The sequence below is a fragment of the Novosphingobium sp. ZW T3_23 genome, from assembly GCF_044987305.1.
Classification (GTDB): Bacteria; Pseudomonadota; Alphaproteobacteria; order Sphingomonadales; family Sphingomonadaceae; genus Novosphingobium.
This window is the reverse complement of record NZ_JBJDRF010000008.1, coordinates 102633-118157: the sequence shown is the minus strand read 5'-3', so window position 1 is coordinate 118157 and position 15525 is coordinate 102633. Positions and strand designations below refer to the sequence as shown.

At 64.8% G+C, this 15525-nt stretch carries 15 protein-coding genes; 2 read left to right on the top strand and 13 right to left on the bottom strand.

All coding sequences use genetic code 11. From position 1 onward, the window contains the following. On the top strand, positions 1 to 388 hold a 388-nt coding region (locus ACI3K3_RS07345; protein WP_404912952.1), incomplete at its 5' end, for an OmpA family protein. Between the two features lie 230 nt (positions 389 to 618). On the opposite strand, the gene queC is transcribed toward ACI3K3_RS07345, so the two are convergent. The 6 genes from queC to ACI3K3_RS07315 form a co-directional block, all read right to left on the bottom strand. After that, positions 619 to 1314: a 7-cyano-7-deazaguanine synthase QueC gene (gene queC / locus ACI3K3_RS07340; protein WP_404912951.1), complete on the bottom strand. Its 696-nt coding sequence runs from the start codon at positions 1312 to 1314 to the stop codon at positions 619 to 621. A gap of 51 nt (positions 1315 to 1365) precedes the next feature. Further along, on the bottom strand, positions 1366 to 1845 hold the full coding sequence (locus ACI3K3_RS07335; protein ID WP_404912950.1) for a hypothetical protein: 480 nt from the start codon (positions 1843 to 1845) through the stop codon (positions 1366 to 1368). Between the two features lie 56 nt (positions 1846 to 1901). Continuing rightward, positions 1902 to 2807: an Hsp33 family molecular chaperone HslO gene (locus ACI3K3_RS07330; RefSeq protein ID WP_404912949.1), complete on the bottom strand. Its 906-nt coding sequence runs from the start codon at positions 2805 to 2807 to the stop codon at positions 1902 to 1904. Next, on the bottom strand, positions 2804 to 3730 hold the full coding sequence (argF, locus tag ACI3K3_RS07325; protein WP_404912948.1) for an ornithine carbamoyltransferase: 927 nt from the start codon (positions 3728 to 3730) through the stop codon (positions 2804 to 2806). The genes ACI3K3_RS07330 and argF overlap by 4 nt, the downstream gene beginning before the upstream one ends. Next, complete coding sequence (locus tag ACI3K3_RS07320; RefSeq protein ID WP_404912947.1) at positions 3730 to 4920, bottom strand: aspartate aminotransferase family protein; 1191 nt, start codon at positions 4918 to 4920, stop codon at positions 3730 to 3732. Before ACI3K3_RS07320 ends, argF begins: the two co-directional genes overlap by 1 nt. A gap of 142 nt (positions 4921 to 5062) precedes the next feature. Further along, positions 5063 to 5836 (bottom strand): cold-shock protein, encoded by a 774-nt coding sequence (locus tag ACI3K3_RS07315; protein WP_404912946.1) that lies wholly within the window; start codon positions 5834 to 5836, stop codon positions 5063 to 5065. Between the two features lie 300 nt (positions 5837 to 6136). Here ACI3K3_RS07315 and ACI3K3_RS07310 point away from each other — a divergent pair, with 300 nt between their 5' ends. Continuing rightward, positions 6137 to 6565: a TIGR01244 family sulfur transferase gene (locus ACI3K3_RS07310; RefSeq protein ID WP_404912945.1), complete on the top strand. Its 429-nt coding sequence runs from the start codon at positions 6137 to 6139 to the stop codon at positions 6563 to 6565. Positions 6566 to 6912: 347 nt separating this feature from the next. Here the strand turns inward: ACI3K3_RS07310 and ACI3K3_RS07305 are convergent, their stop codons facing one another. The 7 genes from ACI3K3_RS07305 to pheT form a co-directional block, all read right to left on the bottom strand. Further along, the gene (locus ACI3K3_RS07305) at positions 6913 to 8259 is read right to left on the bottom strand and encodes an ammonium transporter (RefSeq protein WP_404912944.1); all 1347 of its coding nucleotides are present in this window, start codon (positions 8257 to 8259) and stop codon (positions 6913 to 6915) included. A 29-nt stretch (positions 8260 to 8288) separates the two neighbouring features. After that, on the bottom strand, positions 8289 to 8627 hold the full coding sequence (locus ACI3K3_RS07300) for a P-II family nitrogen regulator (protein WP_404912943.1): 339 nt from the start codon (positions 8625 to 8627) through the stop codon (positions 8289 to 8291). Positions 8628 to 8777: 150 nt separating this feature from the next. Then, positions 8778 to 9482, bottom strand: a complete 705-nt coding sequence (locus tag ACI3K3_RS07295) for an endonuclease/exonuclease/phosphatase family protein (RefSeq protein ID WP_404912942.1) — start codon at positions 9480 to 9482, stop codon at positions 8778 to 8780. A 188-nt stretch (positions 9483 to 9670) separates the two neighbouring features. Continuing rightward, positions 9671 to 11206, bottom strand: coding sequence for a peptide chain release factor 3 (locus ACI3K3_RS07290; protein ID WP_404912941.1), 1536 nt, complete (start codon positions 11204 to 11206; stop codon positions 9671 to 9673). Positions 11207 to 11305: 99 nt separating this feature from the next. Continuing rightward, positions 11306 to 12055: an SDR family NAD(P)-dependent oxidoreductase gene (locus tag ACI3K3_RS07285; RefSeq protein ID WP_404912940.1), complete on the bottom strand. Its 750-nt coding sequence runs from the start codon at positions 12053 to 12055 to the stop codon at positions 11306 to 11308. 13 nt (positions 12056 to 12068) lie between these two features. Then, on the bottom strand, positions 12069 to 12950 hold the full coding sequence (locus tag ACI3K3_RS07280; RefSeq protein WP_404912955.1) for an aldose 1-epimerase family protein: 882 nt from the start codon (positions 12948 to 12950) through the stop codon (positions 12069 to 12071). Positions 12951 to 13088: 138 nt separating this feature from the next. Beyond that, positions 13089 to 15512: a phenylalanine--tRNA ligase subunit beta gene (pheT, locus tag ACI3K3_RS07275; protein WP_404912939.1), complete on the bottom strand. Its 2424-nt coding sequence runs from the start codon at positions 15510 to 15512 to the stop codon at positions 13089 to 13091. Positions 15513 to 15525: the final 13 nt, after the last annotated feature.

The following is a 15525-nucleotide window of genomic DNA, read 5'->3' as shown; positions in this document are numbered from 1 at the left end:
GCCCCCGCCTCCGCCGCCGCCTCCGCCGGTTGTGGAATGCAACAAGGGTCCGTACATCGTGTTCTTCGACTGGGATAAGTCGGACATCACGCCGGAAGCCGCCACCATTCTCGACAGCGCCGTCAGTGCCTATGGCAACTGCAACAGCGTTCCGATCATGCTGGCCGGTTACACCGACCGTTCGGGTTCGCCCAAGTACAACCTCGGTCTTTCGGCTCGCCGTAACGACTCGGTTCGTGCTTACCTCACCAGCCACGGCATTCCGGACGGCTCGATCTCGAGCCAGGCCTTCGGTGAAGCCAACCCGCGCGTTCCGACTGCTGACGGCGTGCGCGAGCTGCAGAACCGTCGCGTCGAAATCACTTACGGTCCGGGTTCGGGCATGTAAGCGACCGGCAACGGTACAAGATTGGGGGGCCGGAGCGATCCGGCCCCCTTTTCTTTTGCCTGCTTCCTGCACATGCCGGCCACAAAAAAGCCCCGCAGAAGCGGGGCTTTTTCGGTGAGACTAGAGCGGTCGATCCGGCTGCACCGGATCGACCGCTCTAAGTTTTTGGTTTGCCGCATTTTCCGAGTCATCAGGTGATTCCACCTGATTGGAAAATGCTCTATCTCGGATCAGGCCGCGTAAGGCGTGGGATCCACAAGCCCCGCATCCGCGAACCCGGCCTTGCGCAGCCGGCAGCTATCGCATTCTCCGCAGGCCAGATCGCCCGGTTGCGGATCGTAGCACGACCAGCTCATGCCTGCATCCATGCCCAGACGATGCGCCTCGCGCGCGATCTGGGCCTTGCCCATGAACTGAAGCGGTGCGTGAATCTGGAACGCCGTGCCCTGATCGCCTTCCTTCGTCGCCAGCCGTGCGATGTCCTGGAAGGCGGCAATGAATTCCGGGCGGCAATCCGGATATCCGGAATAATCCAGCGCATTCACGCCGATGAAGATGTCCGCCGCGCCGATCGCCTCGGCCCAGGCCAAGGTCAGCGACAGGAACACGAGGTTGCGCGCCGGGACGTAAGTGACGGGCACGCCCTCTCCCAAACCGTCCTTGGGGACGTCGATATCCGCCGTTAGCGCCGAGCCGCCGAACTGCCGCAAGTCGAGCGGCAGCACGACATGACGTTCCGCTCCCACGAATTCGGCGATCTTGCGGGCGGAATCGATCTCGCAGCGATGGCGCTGGTTATAGTCGATGGTCAGCGCACTGACCGAGTAGCCCGCTTCGCGAGCGATACCGGCCGAAACCATGGAATCGAGCCCGCCGGAAAGAAGGACGACCGCCTTGCGGCCCTTGATATCTTGGGAATGCTGCATCGGCCTGAGCTAGGCTTTCGCCGGGGCGATGACAACCTCGCGCGTGCGCCCTCAGTCGTGGCAGGGCCCGGTGCGCCGCCCTTCTCCCGCATAGGAATAAGGCTGGCCGCCCGCGATGCCTTGGGTATCAATCTGGACCAGCGCGTTGGTTTCCCGACGGATCCGCGTGCGTCCAAACCCTTGCCCGGCGCAAGTATACTGCACCACGACTTCCACGGGCGTATCCTGGACAACCACCGATTTGCAGGTCAGCCCCTGATGATGGAGCTGGATCAACTCTCGGCCACCGCGCACGCAGACGTTGCGCACCACCCCTCCCACGCCCCGCTCGCGCAGTTCCCATGAGCCGGACTCAAGCTGGTCGAGCATGATCAACGACCGGCTCTGGGCCACCGCGCCCGAGGCGACGGCCAAGGCCGCCCCGCCCGCCGCGATCAACGCGGCGACGGCTGGACCGCGAAGGCCCAGAAATTTCCCGCGCAATTTCCGACGGGTCGGGATCTGAAGTTTTCGTGCCTTGGGCTGGGTCATGCCCCCCATATCGTCATTACCCGCCTGCAAGACAAGCCGGCAGAACAATGATGTAATTATACCGGCACGTGCAAGATCTTGGAACAGAAGGCACAATCGACCGGAACCATGCCGGTTTCGTCACGCATGTCGACCCGCTCCGACTCCGGAAACGCGCCCAGAATGCTCTGATAATATTCCACCGAGCAACGGCAACCGCGCTGCAACGGCTCCAGCGGCTCCGCGCGCACTTCCTCTTCCTCGTGGAACAGGCGCCAGACGAGTTGTTCCAGATTGAGCACCGGATCGACGAGTTCGGCGGGCTGGATGCTCTGCGCCATGATCGAGACGTGCTCCCAATCCGGATGCATGTCCTTGGCGTGAAGTCGCTCCTTGCCCTCTTCGCCGTCGGGCAAGTGCTGGATGAGCAAGCCCCCGGCCACGCATCGCGGTCCGTTCGAACGTACCGATACGCGGATGACGGTGGGCAACTGTTCCGATTGCAGGAAGTAGTTCTCGCAGGCTTCCGCCAGAGAGGAACCTTCCAGCGGCACGACCCCCTGATATCGCTCGTTGGAGACGTCGAGGTCGAACGTGATCGCAAGGTAGCCGTTGCCGAAGATCGTCTCCAGCGAGCAATCTTCGTCCAGCTTTTCCGCCAGCACGGGATCGTGGCGCAAGTAACCGCGCAGTTCTCCGTTGCGGTAGTCGCAGACCAGCAGGTCCACCGCGCCACCCTCGGACTGGGCCTGGAAAGTGAGCTGCGCGCCCCGCTCCTTGAGCAGCGAACCCATCAGCGCCGTGAGAACCAGCGCTTCCGCCAGCACATGCTTGACGGCCTTGGGATAGCTGTGCGCCGAAAGCACGGTTTCCAGCACCGGCCCCAGCCGTACCACGCGCCCGCGCGCACTGCGCGCGGGTACGGTGAAGGCCAGGACGCGGTCGAAGCCGGTATCATCGGTGCGGGGCAGTTCGTCGCTCACAGCTTGCCCAATGCCCAGAGCAGAACCGACTTCTGCCCGTGGATCCGATTTTCCGCCTCGTCCCAGGCGCCGGACTGCGGGCCATCGATCACCTCGTCCGTCACTTCCTCCCCGCGATGGGCGGGAAGGCAGTGCAGGAACATCGCGTTCTCGGCTGCGGAAGCCATGAGCGCCGCATCGACCTGATAAGGTTGCATCGCGGCGATATGCACATCTCCGCCGACCTGCCCCATGGAGACCCAGGTATCGGTGACGACCACATGCGCGCCGCGTACGGCTTCCAGGGGATCCTGGGTGAAGATCACCTCGCCGCCCGCCGCCCGCGCGCGCTCGACGAAGCCGGCGTCGGGTTCGTAGCCCTGGGGGCCGCCCACGCGAACGGTGAACTTCATCAGGCCCGCCGCCTCGATCAGCGAATTGACCACGTTGTTGCCGTCTCCCAGCCACGCGACCTGCAGGCCGGGCAACGAAAAGCCACGCTCGACTATGGTCAGCAGATCGGCGACGATCTGGCAGGGGTGCGAGAGATCGGTAAGGCCGTTGATCACCGGCACGTCGGCATGACGCGCCAGTTCCTCAATCTTGGCGTGATCGTCCGTACGGATCATGATCGCGTCCACCATGCGGCTGAGCACGCGGGCGGTATCGGCCACCGTCTCACCGCGGCCGAGCTGCGTCGAACCCGATTCCAGAATCAGCGCGGAGCCGCCGAGCTGACGCATCGCCATGTCGAAGGAGACGCGGGTGCGGGTCGAGTTCTTCTCGAAGATCATCGCCAGGACATGACCGGCGAGCGGCGCATCGGCATCGGGCTTGCCCTTCGGCCAGCCCTGCCGCGCCGCCTTGCGATCGATGGCATCATTGATCATCGCCGACAGGACAGGCCCCCCGGCATCGCTCAGGTCTACGAAATCCCGGCTCATCAGGCCACCTCTTCGGGCTGATAGCTCGCCGCCGCGGCGGAGAGGCTTTCCATGAATTCATCGATGTGGCTGTCGTCGATCACCAGCGGCGGCAGGACACGCACGACATTATCGCCGGCCGAGACCGTGAGCACCTGATGATTGTCGCGCATGTGGGCCACGAAGGGGCGCGGTTCGCTCTTCAGCTTGATGCCGATGAACAGGCCGCGGCCGTGGACCGATTCGAACAGCTCGGGATAGTTCCCGATGAACTGCTCCAGCCGGGCGCGCAGGCGCTCACCCTTGGCGCGGACATCGGCAAGGAAGGCCTCGTCCGCAACCACGTCGAGCACCGCGCCGATGGCGGCCATGGCGAAGGGATTGCCGCCGTAGGTAGAGCCATGCGCGCCGATCACCATGCCGCGGGCGGCCTTCTCGGTGGCCAGGCAGGCGCCGACCGGGAAACCGCCGCCGATGCCCTTGGCCGTCGACATGATGTCCGGAACGATGCCGAACTGCTCATAGGCATAGAGCGTGCCGGCACGGGCCACGCCGCTCTGCACTTCGTCGAGGATCAGCATGAGATCATGTTCGTCGCAAAGTGCGCGGAGGCCCTGGAGAAATTCGTCCGAAGCGATGCGCACGCCGCCTTCGCCCTGGATCGGCTCGACCAGGAAGCCTGCGGTGTTCGGCCCGATCGCCGCCTTGGCCGCTTCCAGATCGTCGAATTCCACGTACTTGAAACCGGGCAGAAGCGGCAGGAAGCCCTTGTGCATCTTTTCCTGGTTGGAGGCGCTGATCGTGGCCATCGTGCGGCCGTGGAACGCGTTCCTGAAGGTGATCAGCTCATACTTGTGGTCATTGCCGACATGCTGGTGATAAGCGCGCGCGGTCTTGATCGCGCATTCCACCGCTTCCGCGCCGGAATTGGTGAAGAACACCGTATCGGCGAAAGTCAGATCGATCAGGCGTTGCGCGATCGCCTCGCCTTGCGGGCTGCCGTAGAGATTGGAGACGTGCATCAGCGTCTCGGCCTGCTTCTGGATCGCGCCGATCAGGCCGGGATGCGAATGGCCGAGCAGGTTCACGGCGATACCACTGGCAAAATCGAGGAATCGGCGACCGTCTTCACTGATGAGGTGGCAATGTTCGCCGCGAACGGGCCGAACGCCGCACCGGGGGTACACAGGCATCAGCGGAGTGATCGACATGACGGAATTCCTCGATAACGAATCAGTGAAGTGAAAACGGGAATCACAAACGACAAATGGCGGCCCTATCCGGACCGCCATTTGCGCGCTTTTAGGTATTTGCAGGCCCCCGGTCAAATAACCGGCGACATTGCAATCGGGATCAGGCCTGGAGCGGCGCCAGGTTGACCGCCGAGTACTTGCCTCGTCGATCGACCTCGATGTCGAACTCCACGCGATCGCCTTCGTTCAGGGCGCCAAGGCCCGAACGCTCGACGGCGCTGATGTGAACGAATGCATCCGGCTGGCCGTCATCACGCGTGATGAAGCCGAAGCCCTTCATGGAGTTGAAGAACTTCACCGTGCCGGTGGCCTTTTCGCCGGTCAGCTGACGCTGCGGTGCAGGTTCGCGCTTTTCCACGGCGATCACGTCGCCCACGACCACGAGTTCGCTGGCCGAAATCTTGCCGCCGCGATCGACGAGCTGGAATTCGAGCTGCTGGCCTTCGGCCAGACCTTCGAGACCGGCGCGCTCGACAGCGCTGATGTGGACGAACACGTCTTCGCCGCCTTCATCGCGCTGGATGAAGCCGAAGCCCTTGGCACCGTTGAAGAACTTTACGACGCCCTTGCCCTGGCCAACGACCTGGGCGGGCATCCCGCCGCCGCCGCCGCCACGCGGGCCGCCGAAGCCGCCACCGCCGCCGCGCGGGCCACCGAAGCCGCCGCGATCACCGCCGCCGCCGCCACCGAAGCGGTCACCGCCGCCGAAACCGCCGCGATCACCGCCACCGCCGAAGCGATCGCCGCCGCCGCCAAACCGGTCCCCGCCACCGAAGCGATCCTGGCCGGCAAAGAACGGATCGAACTCGTTCTCACCAAAACCACCATCGCGCTTGTCGCGTCCCCTTCCGCGACGACCTCTGTCAAAACCCATGTCTACGAACGTACCTTCGCTGCGCCCCAAAAAGCATGAACCCGGTCACGTGGACGAACCGCGCCGGGCGGCAGGCAGGTCAGCCGGGACAAGCCGGTTCCTATCTGCAATCGCGAGTCATACACGAGGTTCTGCCACATGGCGAACACAATTACGTGCCAAATTCCCGCCCGATTGACGAAATATCGTATTTTCATGGCGGTCCGGCTTGCTTTTGACAAAAGCAGGGCCCTTGACGTGGACGGATTTCAGGCCGAACCGGAGCCGAACGTTCCCGCTTCATACCGGAGACTCGCTTAGATGTTCCGCCAGATTACCGACACCGTTTTCGCCAGCCCGCAGATCGGCACCGACGCCATTGCCGAAGCGAAGGCCATGGGCATCGTGCGGATCGTCAACAATCGTCCCGAGGGCGAAAGCGACGACCAGACGCCCGGCGAGGTGATCGAATCGGAAGCCCGCGCCGCCGGCATCGACTATGTCGCCATCCCGGTAGGTCATGGCGGCTTCAGCCAGGCCCAGGTCTCTGCGATGGCGGACGCCCTCGCCACGGCGGACGGGCCGGTGCTCGCCTATTGCCGGTCCGGCACGCGCTCCACCCTGCTCTGGGCACTCGCCCGGGCCAAAGCCGGCGATAATCCGTCGGTGATCGCCTCCAGGGCGGCAGCGGCGGGGTATGACGTTTCTCCGATCCGCCAGCTTATCGACATGTTCGCCGCCGGCAACTGATCCGGAGAGGCTTTCGGGGGGAGCGGGCGCGCGGCTTTCGAGCACGCTGTCGTTCTGCTCACCCGACCTGCCTCGCAGGGCTCCTCAAGATTCGAAGACGAGGATCTGGCTCCACCGAGTTTCTCGGTGCGGTCGGTCGTGCCGATGATTTCCATCACGATGGTCGCCGCAGACTGAATGCTTGGGTGTTCAGAAGGCGCAGCGGAAGCAGCTTACGCGTCGCGGTATAAAAAAAGGGCCGGAGCGGCTGGCTCCGGCCTTTCAGTTTGTGTTCGCAGGAGGAACATCGGTAGGCGACGACGGATCGTAGGAGAGGAAGAAGTTTCCGCCGCCGCCAAACTCTGAATTTAGTTGTAGGCGCGCTCCCCGTGCTCGCCGATGTCGAGACCCTCGAGTTCGACTTCGGGAGCGACCCTCAGGCCGGTGACTGCCTTGGCGATGAGGACGGCGACCGTGGTGCCGACGGCCGACCAGACGATGGCGACCAGGACCGCGATGACCTGCGTGGCGACCTGCGAGCCCATCGAGAAGTCGGCGCCGCCGGGGCCGCCGAGCGAGGGCGAATAGACGATGCCGGTGCCGATGGCGCCGACGATGCCGCCCACGCCGTGGACGCCGAAAGCGTCGAGCGCGTCGTCATAGCCGAACATCGGCTTGAGCTTGCTGACCGCGAAGAAGCAGACGACCGAGGCGACCGCGCCCAGGATCAGCGCACCGAACGGACCGGAGTTGCCGGCGGCCGGCGTCACTGCCACCAGACCGGCGACGATGCCCGAGCAGAAGCCCAGAGCCGAACCCTTGTGGCCGGCGAGACGCTCGGTGACCATCCAGGCGAGACCCGCAGCAGCGGTGGCGACGAAAGTGTTGATCATGGCAAGCGCGGCCGAACCGTTGGCTTCCAGCGCCGAGCCGGCGTTGAAGCCGAACCAGCCCACCCACAGCAGGCCGGTGCCGACCATGGTGAGCGTCAGCGAGTGCGGGGGCATCGGTTCCTGCGGATAGCCCTTGCGCTTGCCGAGGATGATGGCGGCCACCAGCGCGGCGATACCGGCGTTGATGTGGACCACGGTGCCACCGGCAAAGTCGAGCGCGGCGGGAAGTTCGGTGCCGAACATCTTGCCTTCGAACAGGAAACCGCCGGCTGCCCAGACCATGTGCGCGATCGGGAAGTAAACGATTGTCAGCCAGACGATGCCGAACACCATCACCGCCGAGAACTTGATGCGCTCCACCGTCGAACCCAGCACCAGGGCCAGGGTGATCGCGGCGAAGGTCATCTGGAAGCAGATGAAGATGTATTCGCTGATGACTTCATCGCTGAAAGTCGCCGCCGTGCTGTCTGGCGTGACGCCCGCAAGGAAGAACTTGCCCCAGCTGATGAAGGCGTTGCCCTCGGGCCCGAATGCCAGGCCGTAGCCGTAGACGACCCAGAGCACCATCGCCAGCGAGGCGGCGGCACCGATCTGCGTCATCGTCGAAAGCATGTTCTTCGAGCGGGTCAGGCCGCCGTAGAACAGCATGAGGCCGGGAATGATCATGAGCAGGACCAGCAGGGTCGAGGTCATCATCCAGGCGTTGTTGCCGGGGTTGGGCACGGGAGCCGGCGCGGCGGCGGCTTCCTGCGCCCAGGCAGGCATGGCGGCGAACAGCGACGCACCCAGTGCGCCCGCGCCGCAAAGAATCTTGCGGTTCATCGTGGTTTCCCTCCTGTCGAAAGCGCCGGTCAAAGCGCGGTGTCCCCGGACTCGCCGGTGCGGATGCGCACGGCGGAGGCAAGGTCGAGGACGAAGATCTTGCCGTCGCCGATGGCTTCGGTGCTGGCGACCTGCTGGATCGTTTCCACGATCTTCGGCGCCAGATCGTCCTGCGCGGCCACTTCGATCTTCACTTTCGGGAGCATGTTGGTCGAATACTCGGCCCCACGATAGATTTCGGTCTGACCCTTCTGGCGCCCGAAGCCCTTCACTTCGGTCACGGTCATCCCGGCGACTCCGATCGAGCCCAACGCCTCTCGAACTTCGTCGAGCTTGAAGGGTTTGATGATGGCGATGATAAACTTCATGCCTATCCCCTGTTTCCTGCCGGCCCCGCGCCGGTTGAAACTGAATAAGCAAGGGGCGTGCCAATTTACCAATCGGCAGGATTCAGGGGCGAAATTCTTCAGCTCAACGCAGATGCAGCATGAACCGCCGCTCGATTCCTAAGCAGTTGCCTATTTTTTAGGCAACTCGAGCGACGCGAAGACCGGCAAGTGGTCGGATCCTATCGCGGCAAGGGGGCTATGATGAACGTTTGTTCCCAAAACCGCCCATTGTTCAGACACTATGATGCGATCGAGCCTGGCCAGCGGCCGCCGTGAGGGAAAGCTCCGGCCCGGCGCCAGCACATGCCATGGCGCATGGAATTCCCGAAAACAGCCACCTCCGGCCGACCATTCGTTGAGATCGCCCATCATCACCGTGGGCACGTCAGCCTCGCAATCGTGGACATGGGCCAGCACGCTTCGCACCTGCAACCGGCGGCGCAGGCCGGAGAGATCGAGGTGCATGCCCACGACGCGGAAGCGTTGCCCATCGAGCGAGAGGTCCGCACGGATCGCCCCGCGAGGCTCCAGCACCGGCAGCGGCACTGCCTCCGCCTGGAGCAATTCGATACCCTTGCGTACCAATATCGCATTGCCGTGCCAGCCCAGGCTGTCCGGCTTCATCGTCAGCGGCACGGGAACGTAGTCGGTCGTCGTGTGGATCGCATCGAGCGGCAGCGCGCTCATCCGGCGGCCGAAGCGGCGGTCTACTTCCTGAAGCGCCACCACGTCCGCGTCGATCTCGCGCAGGACCGTCAGGATGCGCTCGGGATCGCGCCGCCGGTCGAGACCGACGGCCTTGTGGATGTTGTAGCTGGCGAACTTGATCTGCAACGAGGGACTTCCGGCGACTGGCAGGGTATCAATCCATCGGAATAGCAGGATGTTCCCGGTTCGTCGTCCCGGACTTGATCCAGGACCGCTGGCCGTGAACGGCCCACGACGCGGTAGAGCGCCCTGTCGCAAGTTCGCGCCTTACGAACTGAAAGCGGTCCCGGATCAAGTCCGGGACGACGATATGCTCAGCGTTCCTTCGTCGCGCTGAAGGTCAGGTCCGGGTTGCGTTCCTGTTGGTAGCTGACGTCCCAGGCGGAGCGGGCCATGAACACCGGGTCGCCGTCGCGGTCCTTGGCGAGGTTCATCTTGTTGAACTCGCCGAAGTCGCGCAGCGCCTTGTCGTCGCCCTTGATCCAGCGGGCAGTGTCGAAGGGCGAGCCCTCCAGCACGGCTTCCACCTTGTATTCGGCTTCGAGACGGCTGATCAGCACGTCGAGCTGAAGCTGGCCGACCACGCCGACGATCCATTGCGAACCGATCTCCGGGTAGAACACCTGGATCACGCCCTCTTCGGAGAGATCGTCCAGTGCCTTGCGGAGCTGCTTGGTCTTGGTCGGATCCTTCAGCGCCACGCGGCGCAGGATTTCCGGCGCGAAGTTCGGCAGGCCGGTGAAGCGGACCTGGTTCTTCTCGGACAGGGTGTCGCCCACGCGCAGAGTGCCGTGGTTGGGGATACCGATGATGTCGCCCGGCTCGGCATTGTCGGCAATCTCGCGGTCCTGCGCGAAGAACAGGATCGGGGAGTGCACCGCGATCGGCTTGCCGAGGCCCGAGGGGGTCAGCTTCATCCCGCGTTTGAAGGTGCCCGAGACCAGACGCATGAAGGCGATGCGGTCGCGGTGCATCGGGTCCATGTTGGCCTGGACCTTGAAGATGAAGCCGGTGACTTCCTTGTTGTCCGGCTCGATCGTGCCTTCGTTGGAAGGCTGCGGACGCGGCGGCGGTGCGAACTTCTCGATCGCGTCGATCAGTTCGCTGACCCCGAAGTTCTTGAGCGCCGAGCCGAAGTAGACCGGAGTAAGGTCACCGCCGCGATAGGCTTCCACGTCGAATTCGGGATAGCCAGCCTGCGCCAGTTCGAGTTCCTCGGCCACAGCTTCGGGCAGCGTCACGTTTTCATCGACCTTGCCGAGGAATTCCCTGCTCGGCCCTTCCGGGCGGCTGACCTTGCCCGTGGCAATATCGAGAATGCCCTCGAACTGCCCGCCCATGCCGACCGGCCAGGACATCGGGCAGACGTCCAGCGCCAGCATGTCGGCCACTTCGTCCATCAGGTCGAAGCAGGCGCGGCCTTCGCGGTCGACCTTGTTGATGAAAGTGATGATCGGCACCGAGCGCAGGCGGCAGACCTCGAAGAGCTTGCGGGTCTGCGGCTCGATGCCCTTGGCCGCGTCGATGACCATGATCGCCGAATCGACAGCGGTGAGCGTGCGGTACGTGTCTTCCGAGAAGTCCTCGTGACCCGGCGTATCGAGCAGGTTGAACGTGATCCCGTCGCGCTCGAAAGTCATGACCGAGCTGGTTACGGAAATGCCGCGCTGTTGCTCGATCTTCATCCAGTCCGACCGCGCGCGCCGCGCGGCGCCGCGTGCCTTGACTTGCCCGGCCAGATGGATCGCGCCGCCTTGCAGCAGCAGCTTCTCGGTCAGGGTGGTCTTACCGGCGTCTGGGTGCGAGATGATCGCGAAAGTGCGCCGGGACTGGTGGGGGACATTGCTCATCGGCGCGCTATTAGTGGGCGCGGGGCAAGATGGAAAGGGGCCAGATAGAAGGGGAAGCGCGGCGTGCCCTCTCCCCCTTACGCGCCGGGTAGTACCGCCTCAGCCCCCGCGCGCGACCTGGAAGCCGGCGAAGGACTGGCTCACCGGCATGAGTTCCAGCGTGTTGATGTTGAGGTGCGCGGGCAGCGTGGCGACCCAGAGCACGGTTCCGGCGATGTCCTCTGCCGTCATCGGATTGGCGCCGCCGTAGAGGTTGTCCGAGGCCTGCTGGTTGCCGCCGGTACGCACGAGCGTGAATTCGGTCTCCACCATGCCCGGCTCGATCGAGGTCACGCGCACGCCGGTACCCGCGAGGTCCGAGCGCAGACCGAGCGAGAACTGATGCACGAAGGCCTTGGTGCCGCCGTAGACGTTGCCGCCGGTATAAGGATAAGTCGCCGCCACCGAGGACAGGTTGACGATCGCGCCCTTGCGCTCGACCAGCGCGGGCAGCAGCTTGTGGGTGAGCGAGACCAGCGCGGTGACGTTGGTGTCGATCATCGTCTTCCAGCTATCGAGCGAAGCGCTCTGGGCCGGTTCGGTGCCGAGCGCCAGGCCGGCATTGTTGACGAGGCAGTCGATCCCGGCGAACTCGGCCGGAAGCGCGGCGAAGGCGGCATCGCGCGCGGCTTCGTCGCGCACGTCGAAAATGGCTGCGTGAAACGTGTCGGCGCCCAGTTCGGCCTTCAGCGCGTCCAGACGTTCCGCGCGGCGGCCGGTGCCGATCACGCGCCAGCCCGCTGCCACGAAAGCGCGGGCACAGGCTTCACCGATACCGGACGTGGCGCCGGTCACGAGTGCGGTCTTCATCGGAAAGTCTCCTTCAATCGGCGGTGAGGACGCTGACGTCCATGCGGAAGCTGCGGCTGGCGCCGGGCTCGAGCGAGAGCACGCCGGGCTTGGCGCGGAAGTCTCCGGTGTAGCCGAGCGGATCGGCGATGCCCTGCCAGGGTTCGATGCAGAGATAGTTCGCGCCGGGCTTCTGCCAGATGCCCAGCATCGGCGTGTCCGGGAAAGCGACGGCAAGCTGCGTGCCGCCCGGCGCCCCAAAGGTGAGCGAGCGGCTGGCGAGCCGGTCCCAGATCACGGCATCGGTCTCGAACAACGCGGCGTCGGGCGTGAGCAGGTGGCCTTCGACCGGCGTGGCTACCGGCTTGGGCAGGACGAGGCCGGTCGGCATGTCGATGCGTCGGATCGGCTGAGGTTCGCTCTGCTCGAAGGCAATCGTGTGGTCGGCCTTGGCGGCGCCGCCGGGCAGCGGCCAGGCGAAGGCCGGATGATAGCCCAAGCTGAAGGGCATGGCGCCGGCTCCGGCATTGGTTACTGTTGCCGTTGTGTGCAGGCTCATGCCTTCCAGGCGGAACCCCAGCTCCAGCGTGAAAGCGAAAGGATATACCTTGCGGGTTTCCTCGCTGTCGCGAAGGCGCAGGCGGGCGTGGTCGGGCGCGGTTTCGACCACTTCGAACAGCGAATGGCGCGCGAAGCCGTGCTTGGGCAATTCGTATTCGCTGCCGTCCAGCCGGTAGCGATTTCCGTTCAGCGCGCCGACGATCGGGAACAGGATCGGCGCATGGCCGGTCCAGAACGCGGGATCGGCATCGGTCATGTATTCGCGGCCGGTCCGGTCGGTAAGCGACCAGAGTTCGGCCCCGAACGTGGCGATGCGCGCCGTGAGGTCGCCGGAGGAGATGGTCACGAATTCCACGTCAATCACCGTCTTTCTCCGAAATCATCGTCGTCCCGGACCCGATCCGGGACCGCTGGCCTAGCTGCGCCTTGCTCGCGAGCGAGCGCCTAAAGATTTGCCAGCGGTCCCGGATCAAGTCCGGGACGACGCATTGCTTTACCCGCGCAGTACCGCGCCCAGCTTGGCGGCGGCGGCGGTCACCTTGTCGCTGATCGCCTTGAGGTCTTCCTCCTTGTAGCTCTTTTCAAGCGGCTGGAGTGTGACTTCGAGCGCCAGCGACTTCTGGCCTTCGGGCACGCCTGCCCCACGGAAGTCGTCGAACAGCCGGGCCGAAACGATGTTCGCCTTATCCGCGCCTGCCACCATGCGGACGAGATCGCCTGCGGCAAGCTCCGCCGGAACCAGGAACGCATAGTCGCGCGTCACTGCCTGAAGCGCCGGTGGCGCATAGCGGGTGCGGGCGAACGTGGCGGCGCCCTTCTTGCCGGGGATCGCGTCGAGATAGATCTCGGCCACGGCCACCGGGCCTTCGATGTCGAACTGCTTGGCGACCGTGGGGTGCAGCATGCCGAAGCGCGCCAGCACGTTCTTGGGGCCAAGACGCAAGGTGGCGGACTGGCCGGGGTGGAACTGCGGCCCCGCCTCGCCCATGACCTGCAACTTCTCGACCGGTGCGCCGGCCTCGGCCAGCAGCGCGGTGACTTCGGCCTTGGCGTCGTAGGCATCGAACACGGTCGCCTTGCCGGTCGCCCAGCCGCGCGAGACCTTCTCACCGGCGAGCACGAAGCCCAGCGCCAGACGCTCGTCGCTCGCACCGCCCGCGCCGCGCAGATAGCGACGGCCGAGTTCGAACAGACGCAGCGACGACGCGCCGCGATCGAGGTTGCGCTTGGCCGCCATCAACAGGCCCGGCAACAGCGAAGGCCGCATGACCTTCATGTCCTCGCTGATCGGGTTGGCCAGCGACCACAGGTCATTGCCGTCCGCGAAAGCGTCGGCCTCGGCGCTAGGCAGGAACGACCAGGTGACCGCCTCGTGAAGACCACGCGCGGCAGCGGCGCGGCGAACGCGGCGTTCCAGCGCCTGCGTCGGCGTCGCGGTCGGACGAGCGACGCCCCCCTCATTTCCCTTGGCGCCGCGCGGCAGGGCGACGCTCGTCACCTTGTCGAGGCCATTGATGCGGACGACTTCCTCGACGATGTCGGGCGCGCCGTCCACGTCCGGGCGCCAGCCGGGAACGGTGACGGCCCAGGCCTTGTCGAACTTCGCCTGCTCGGCCACGATCGAGAAGCCCAGGCTTTCAAGGATGCGCTGCTGTTCGGCCTCTTCGATGCGAACACCGCCCAGCTTCTCGGTCAGCGCCGGATCGAAATGGACGATCTTCGGCGTGGCCGGGGCCGCGCCGCTGCGCACCGCCTGCGAGGCTTCACCGCCGCACAGCGTCTGGATCAACTGGGTCAGGTGGTCGAGGCCGGTGTCGAGGAAGTTCGGATCGATCCCCCGCTCGAAACGGCTGCGCGCGTCCGAAGTGAGGTTGAGCTTGCGGCCGGTCCTGGCGATGCGCTCGGGATCGAAGTAGGCGATTTCGAGCAAAACGTCGGTGGTTGCGTCACCGCAGCCCGAATGCTCGCCGCCCATGATGCCGGCAATGTCGTGAACGCCCGAATCGTCGGCGATCACGGTCATCTCGGCATCGAGCGTGTAAGTCTTCTCGTTCAGCGCGACGACCGTCTCGCCGTCCTTAGCACGGCGTGCCACGACCGGACCGTTCAGCTTGGCCAGGTCATAGGCATGCGCCGGGCGGCCATAGGCCAGCATCAGATAGTTGGTGGCATCGACCAGCGCCGAGATCGGACGCTGACCGGCCGCCTTCAGGCGATCCTGCAGCCACTGCGGCGAGGGACCGTTCTTCACGCCCTTGATCACGCGGCCGTAGAACGCCGGGCAACCTTCGGCATCGTCGGTGCGCACGTCCACCGGGCAGGGGAAGCTGCCGGGAATGTCCAGCGTTTCGATCGGCTTCAGCGTGCCGATGCCGACGGCGGCGAGGTCGCGCGCGATGCCGTAGACGCCCATGCAGTCCGGACGGTTCGGAGTGATGGCCACCTCGATCACCGGATCGGCGCCGTGGTAGTCCGCGAAAGGCGTGCCGACCGGCGCGTCCTCGGGCAGTTCGATGATGCCCTCGTGGTCTTCGCCCAGCTCCAGCTCGCGCGTGGAGCACATCATGCCGTTCGATTCGACGCCGCGCACGGCGGCCACCTTCAGCACCATGCCGTTGGCGGGCACCGTGGCGCCAGCCAAGCCGAGCACGCCGACAAGGCCCGCACGCGCGTTGGGCGCGCCGCAGACGACCTGGAGCACGCCCTCACCCGTATCGACGGTGAGGACCTGCAGCTTGTCCGCCTGCGGATGCTTGTCCGCCGTCAGCACCTTGGCCACGCGGAAGCCGGCCAGCTTGGCAGCGGGGTCTTCGATGCCTTCGACTTCAAGCCCGATGGCATTGAGCTTCAGCGCCATATCCTCAAGCGAGGCGTCGGTCTCAAGGTACTGCTTGAGCCAGGAAAGCGAGAACTTCATTTTCTAAATCCTT

Excerpts from the sequence above, each read along its gene's own strand:
- queC (WP_404912951.1), bottom strand. The coding sequence starts at position 1,314 with ATGCAGCATTCCCAAGATATCAAGGGCCGCAAGGCGGTCGTCCTTCTT.
- ACI3K3_RS07335 (WP_404912950.1), bottom strand. The coding sequence starts at position 1,845 with ATGACCCAGCCCAAGGCACGAAAACTTCAGATCCCGACCCGTCGGAAA.
- argF (WP_404912948.1), bottom strand. The coding sequence starts at position 3,730 with ATGAGCCGGGATTTCGTAGACCTGAGCGATGCCGGGGGGCCTGTCCTG.
- ACI3K3_RS07320 (WP_404912947.1), bottom strand. The coding sequence starts at position 4,920 with ATGTCGATCACTCCGCTGATGCCTGTGTACCCCCGGTGCGGCGTTCGG.
- ACI3K3_RS07315 (WP_404912946.1), bottom strand. The coding sequence starts at position 5,836 with ATGGGTTTTGACAGAGGTCGTCGCGGAAGGGGACGCGACAAGCGCGAT.
- ACI3K3_RS07310 (WP_404912945.1), top strand. The coding sequence starts at position 6,137 with ATGTTCCGCCAGATTACCGACACCGTTTTCGCCAGCCCGCAGATCGGC.
- ACI3K3_RS07305 (WP_404912944.1), bottom strand. The coding sequence starts at position 8,259 with ATGAACCGCAAGATTCTTTGCGGCGCGGGCGCACTGGGTGCGTCGCTG.
- ACI3K3_RS07300 (WP_404912943.1), bottom strand. The coding sequence starts at position 8,627 with ATGAAGTTTATCATCGCCATCATCAAACCCTTCAAGCTCGACGAAGTT.
- ACI3K3_RS07290 (WP_404912941.1), bottom strand. The coding sequence starts at position 11,206 with ATGAGCAATGTCCCCCACCAGTCCCGGCGCACTTTCGCGATCATCTCG.
- ACI3K3_RS07285 (WP_404912940.1), bottom strand. The coding sequence starts at position 12,055 with ATGAAGACCGCACTCGTGACCGGCGCCACGTCCGGTATCGGTGAAGCC.
- pheT (WP_404912939.1), bottom strand. The coding sequence starts at position 15,512 with ATGAAGTTCTCGCTTTCCTGGCTCAAGCAGTACCTTGAGACCGACGCC.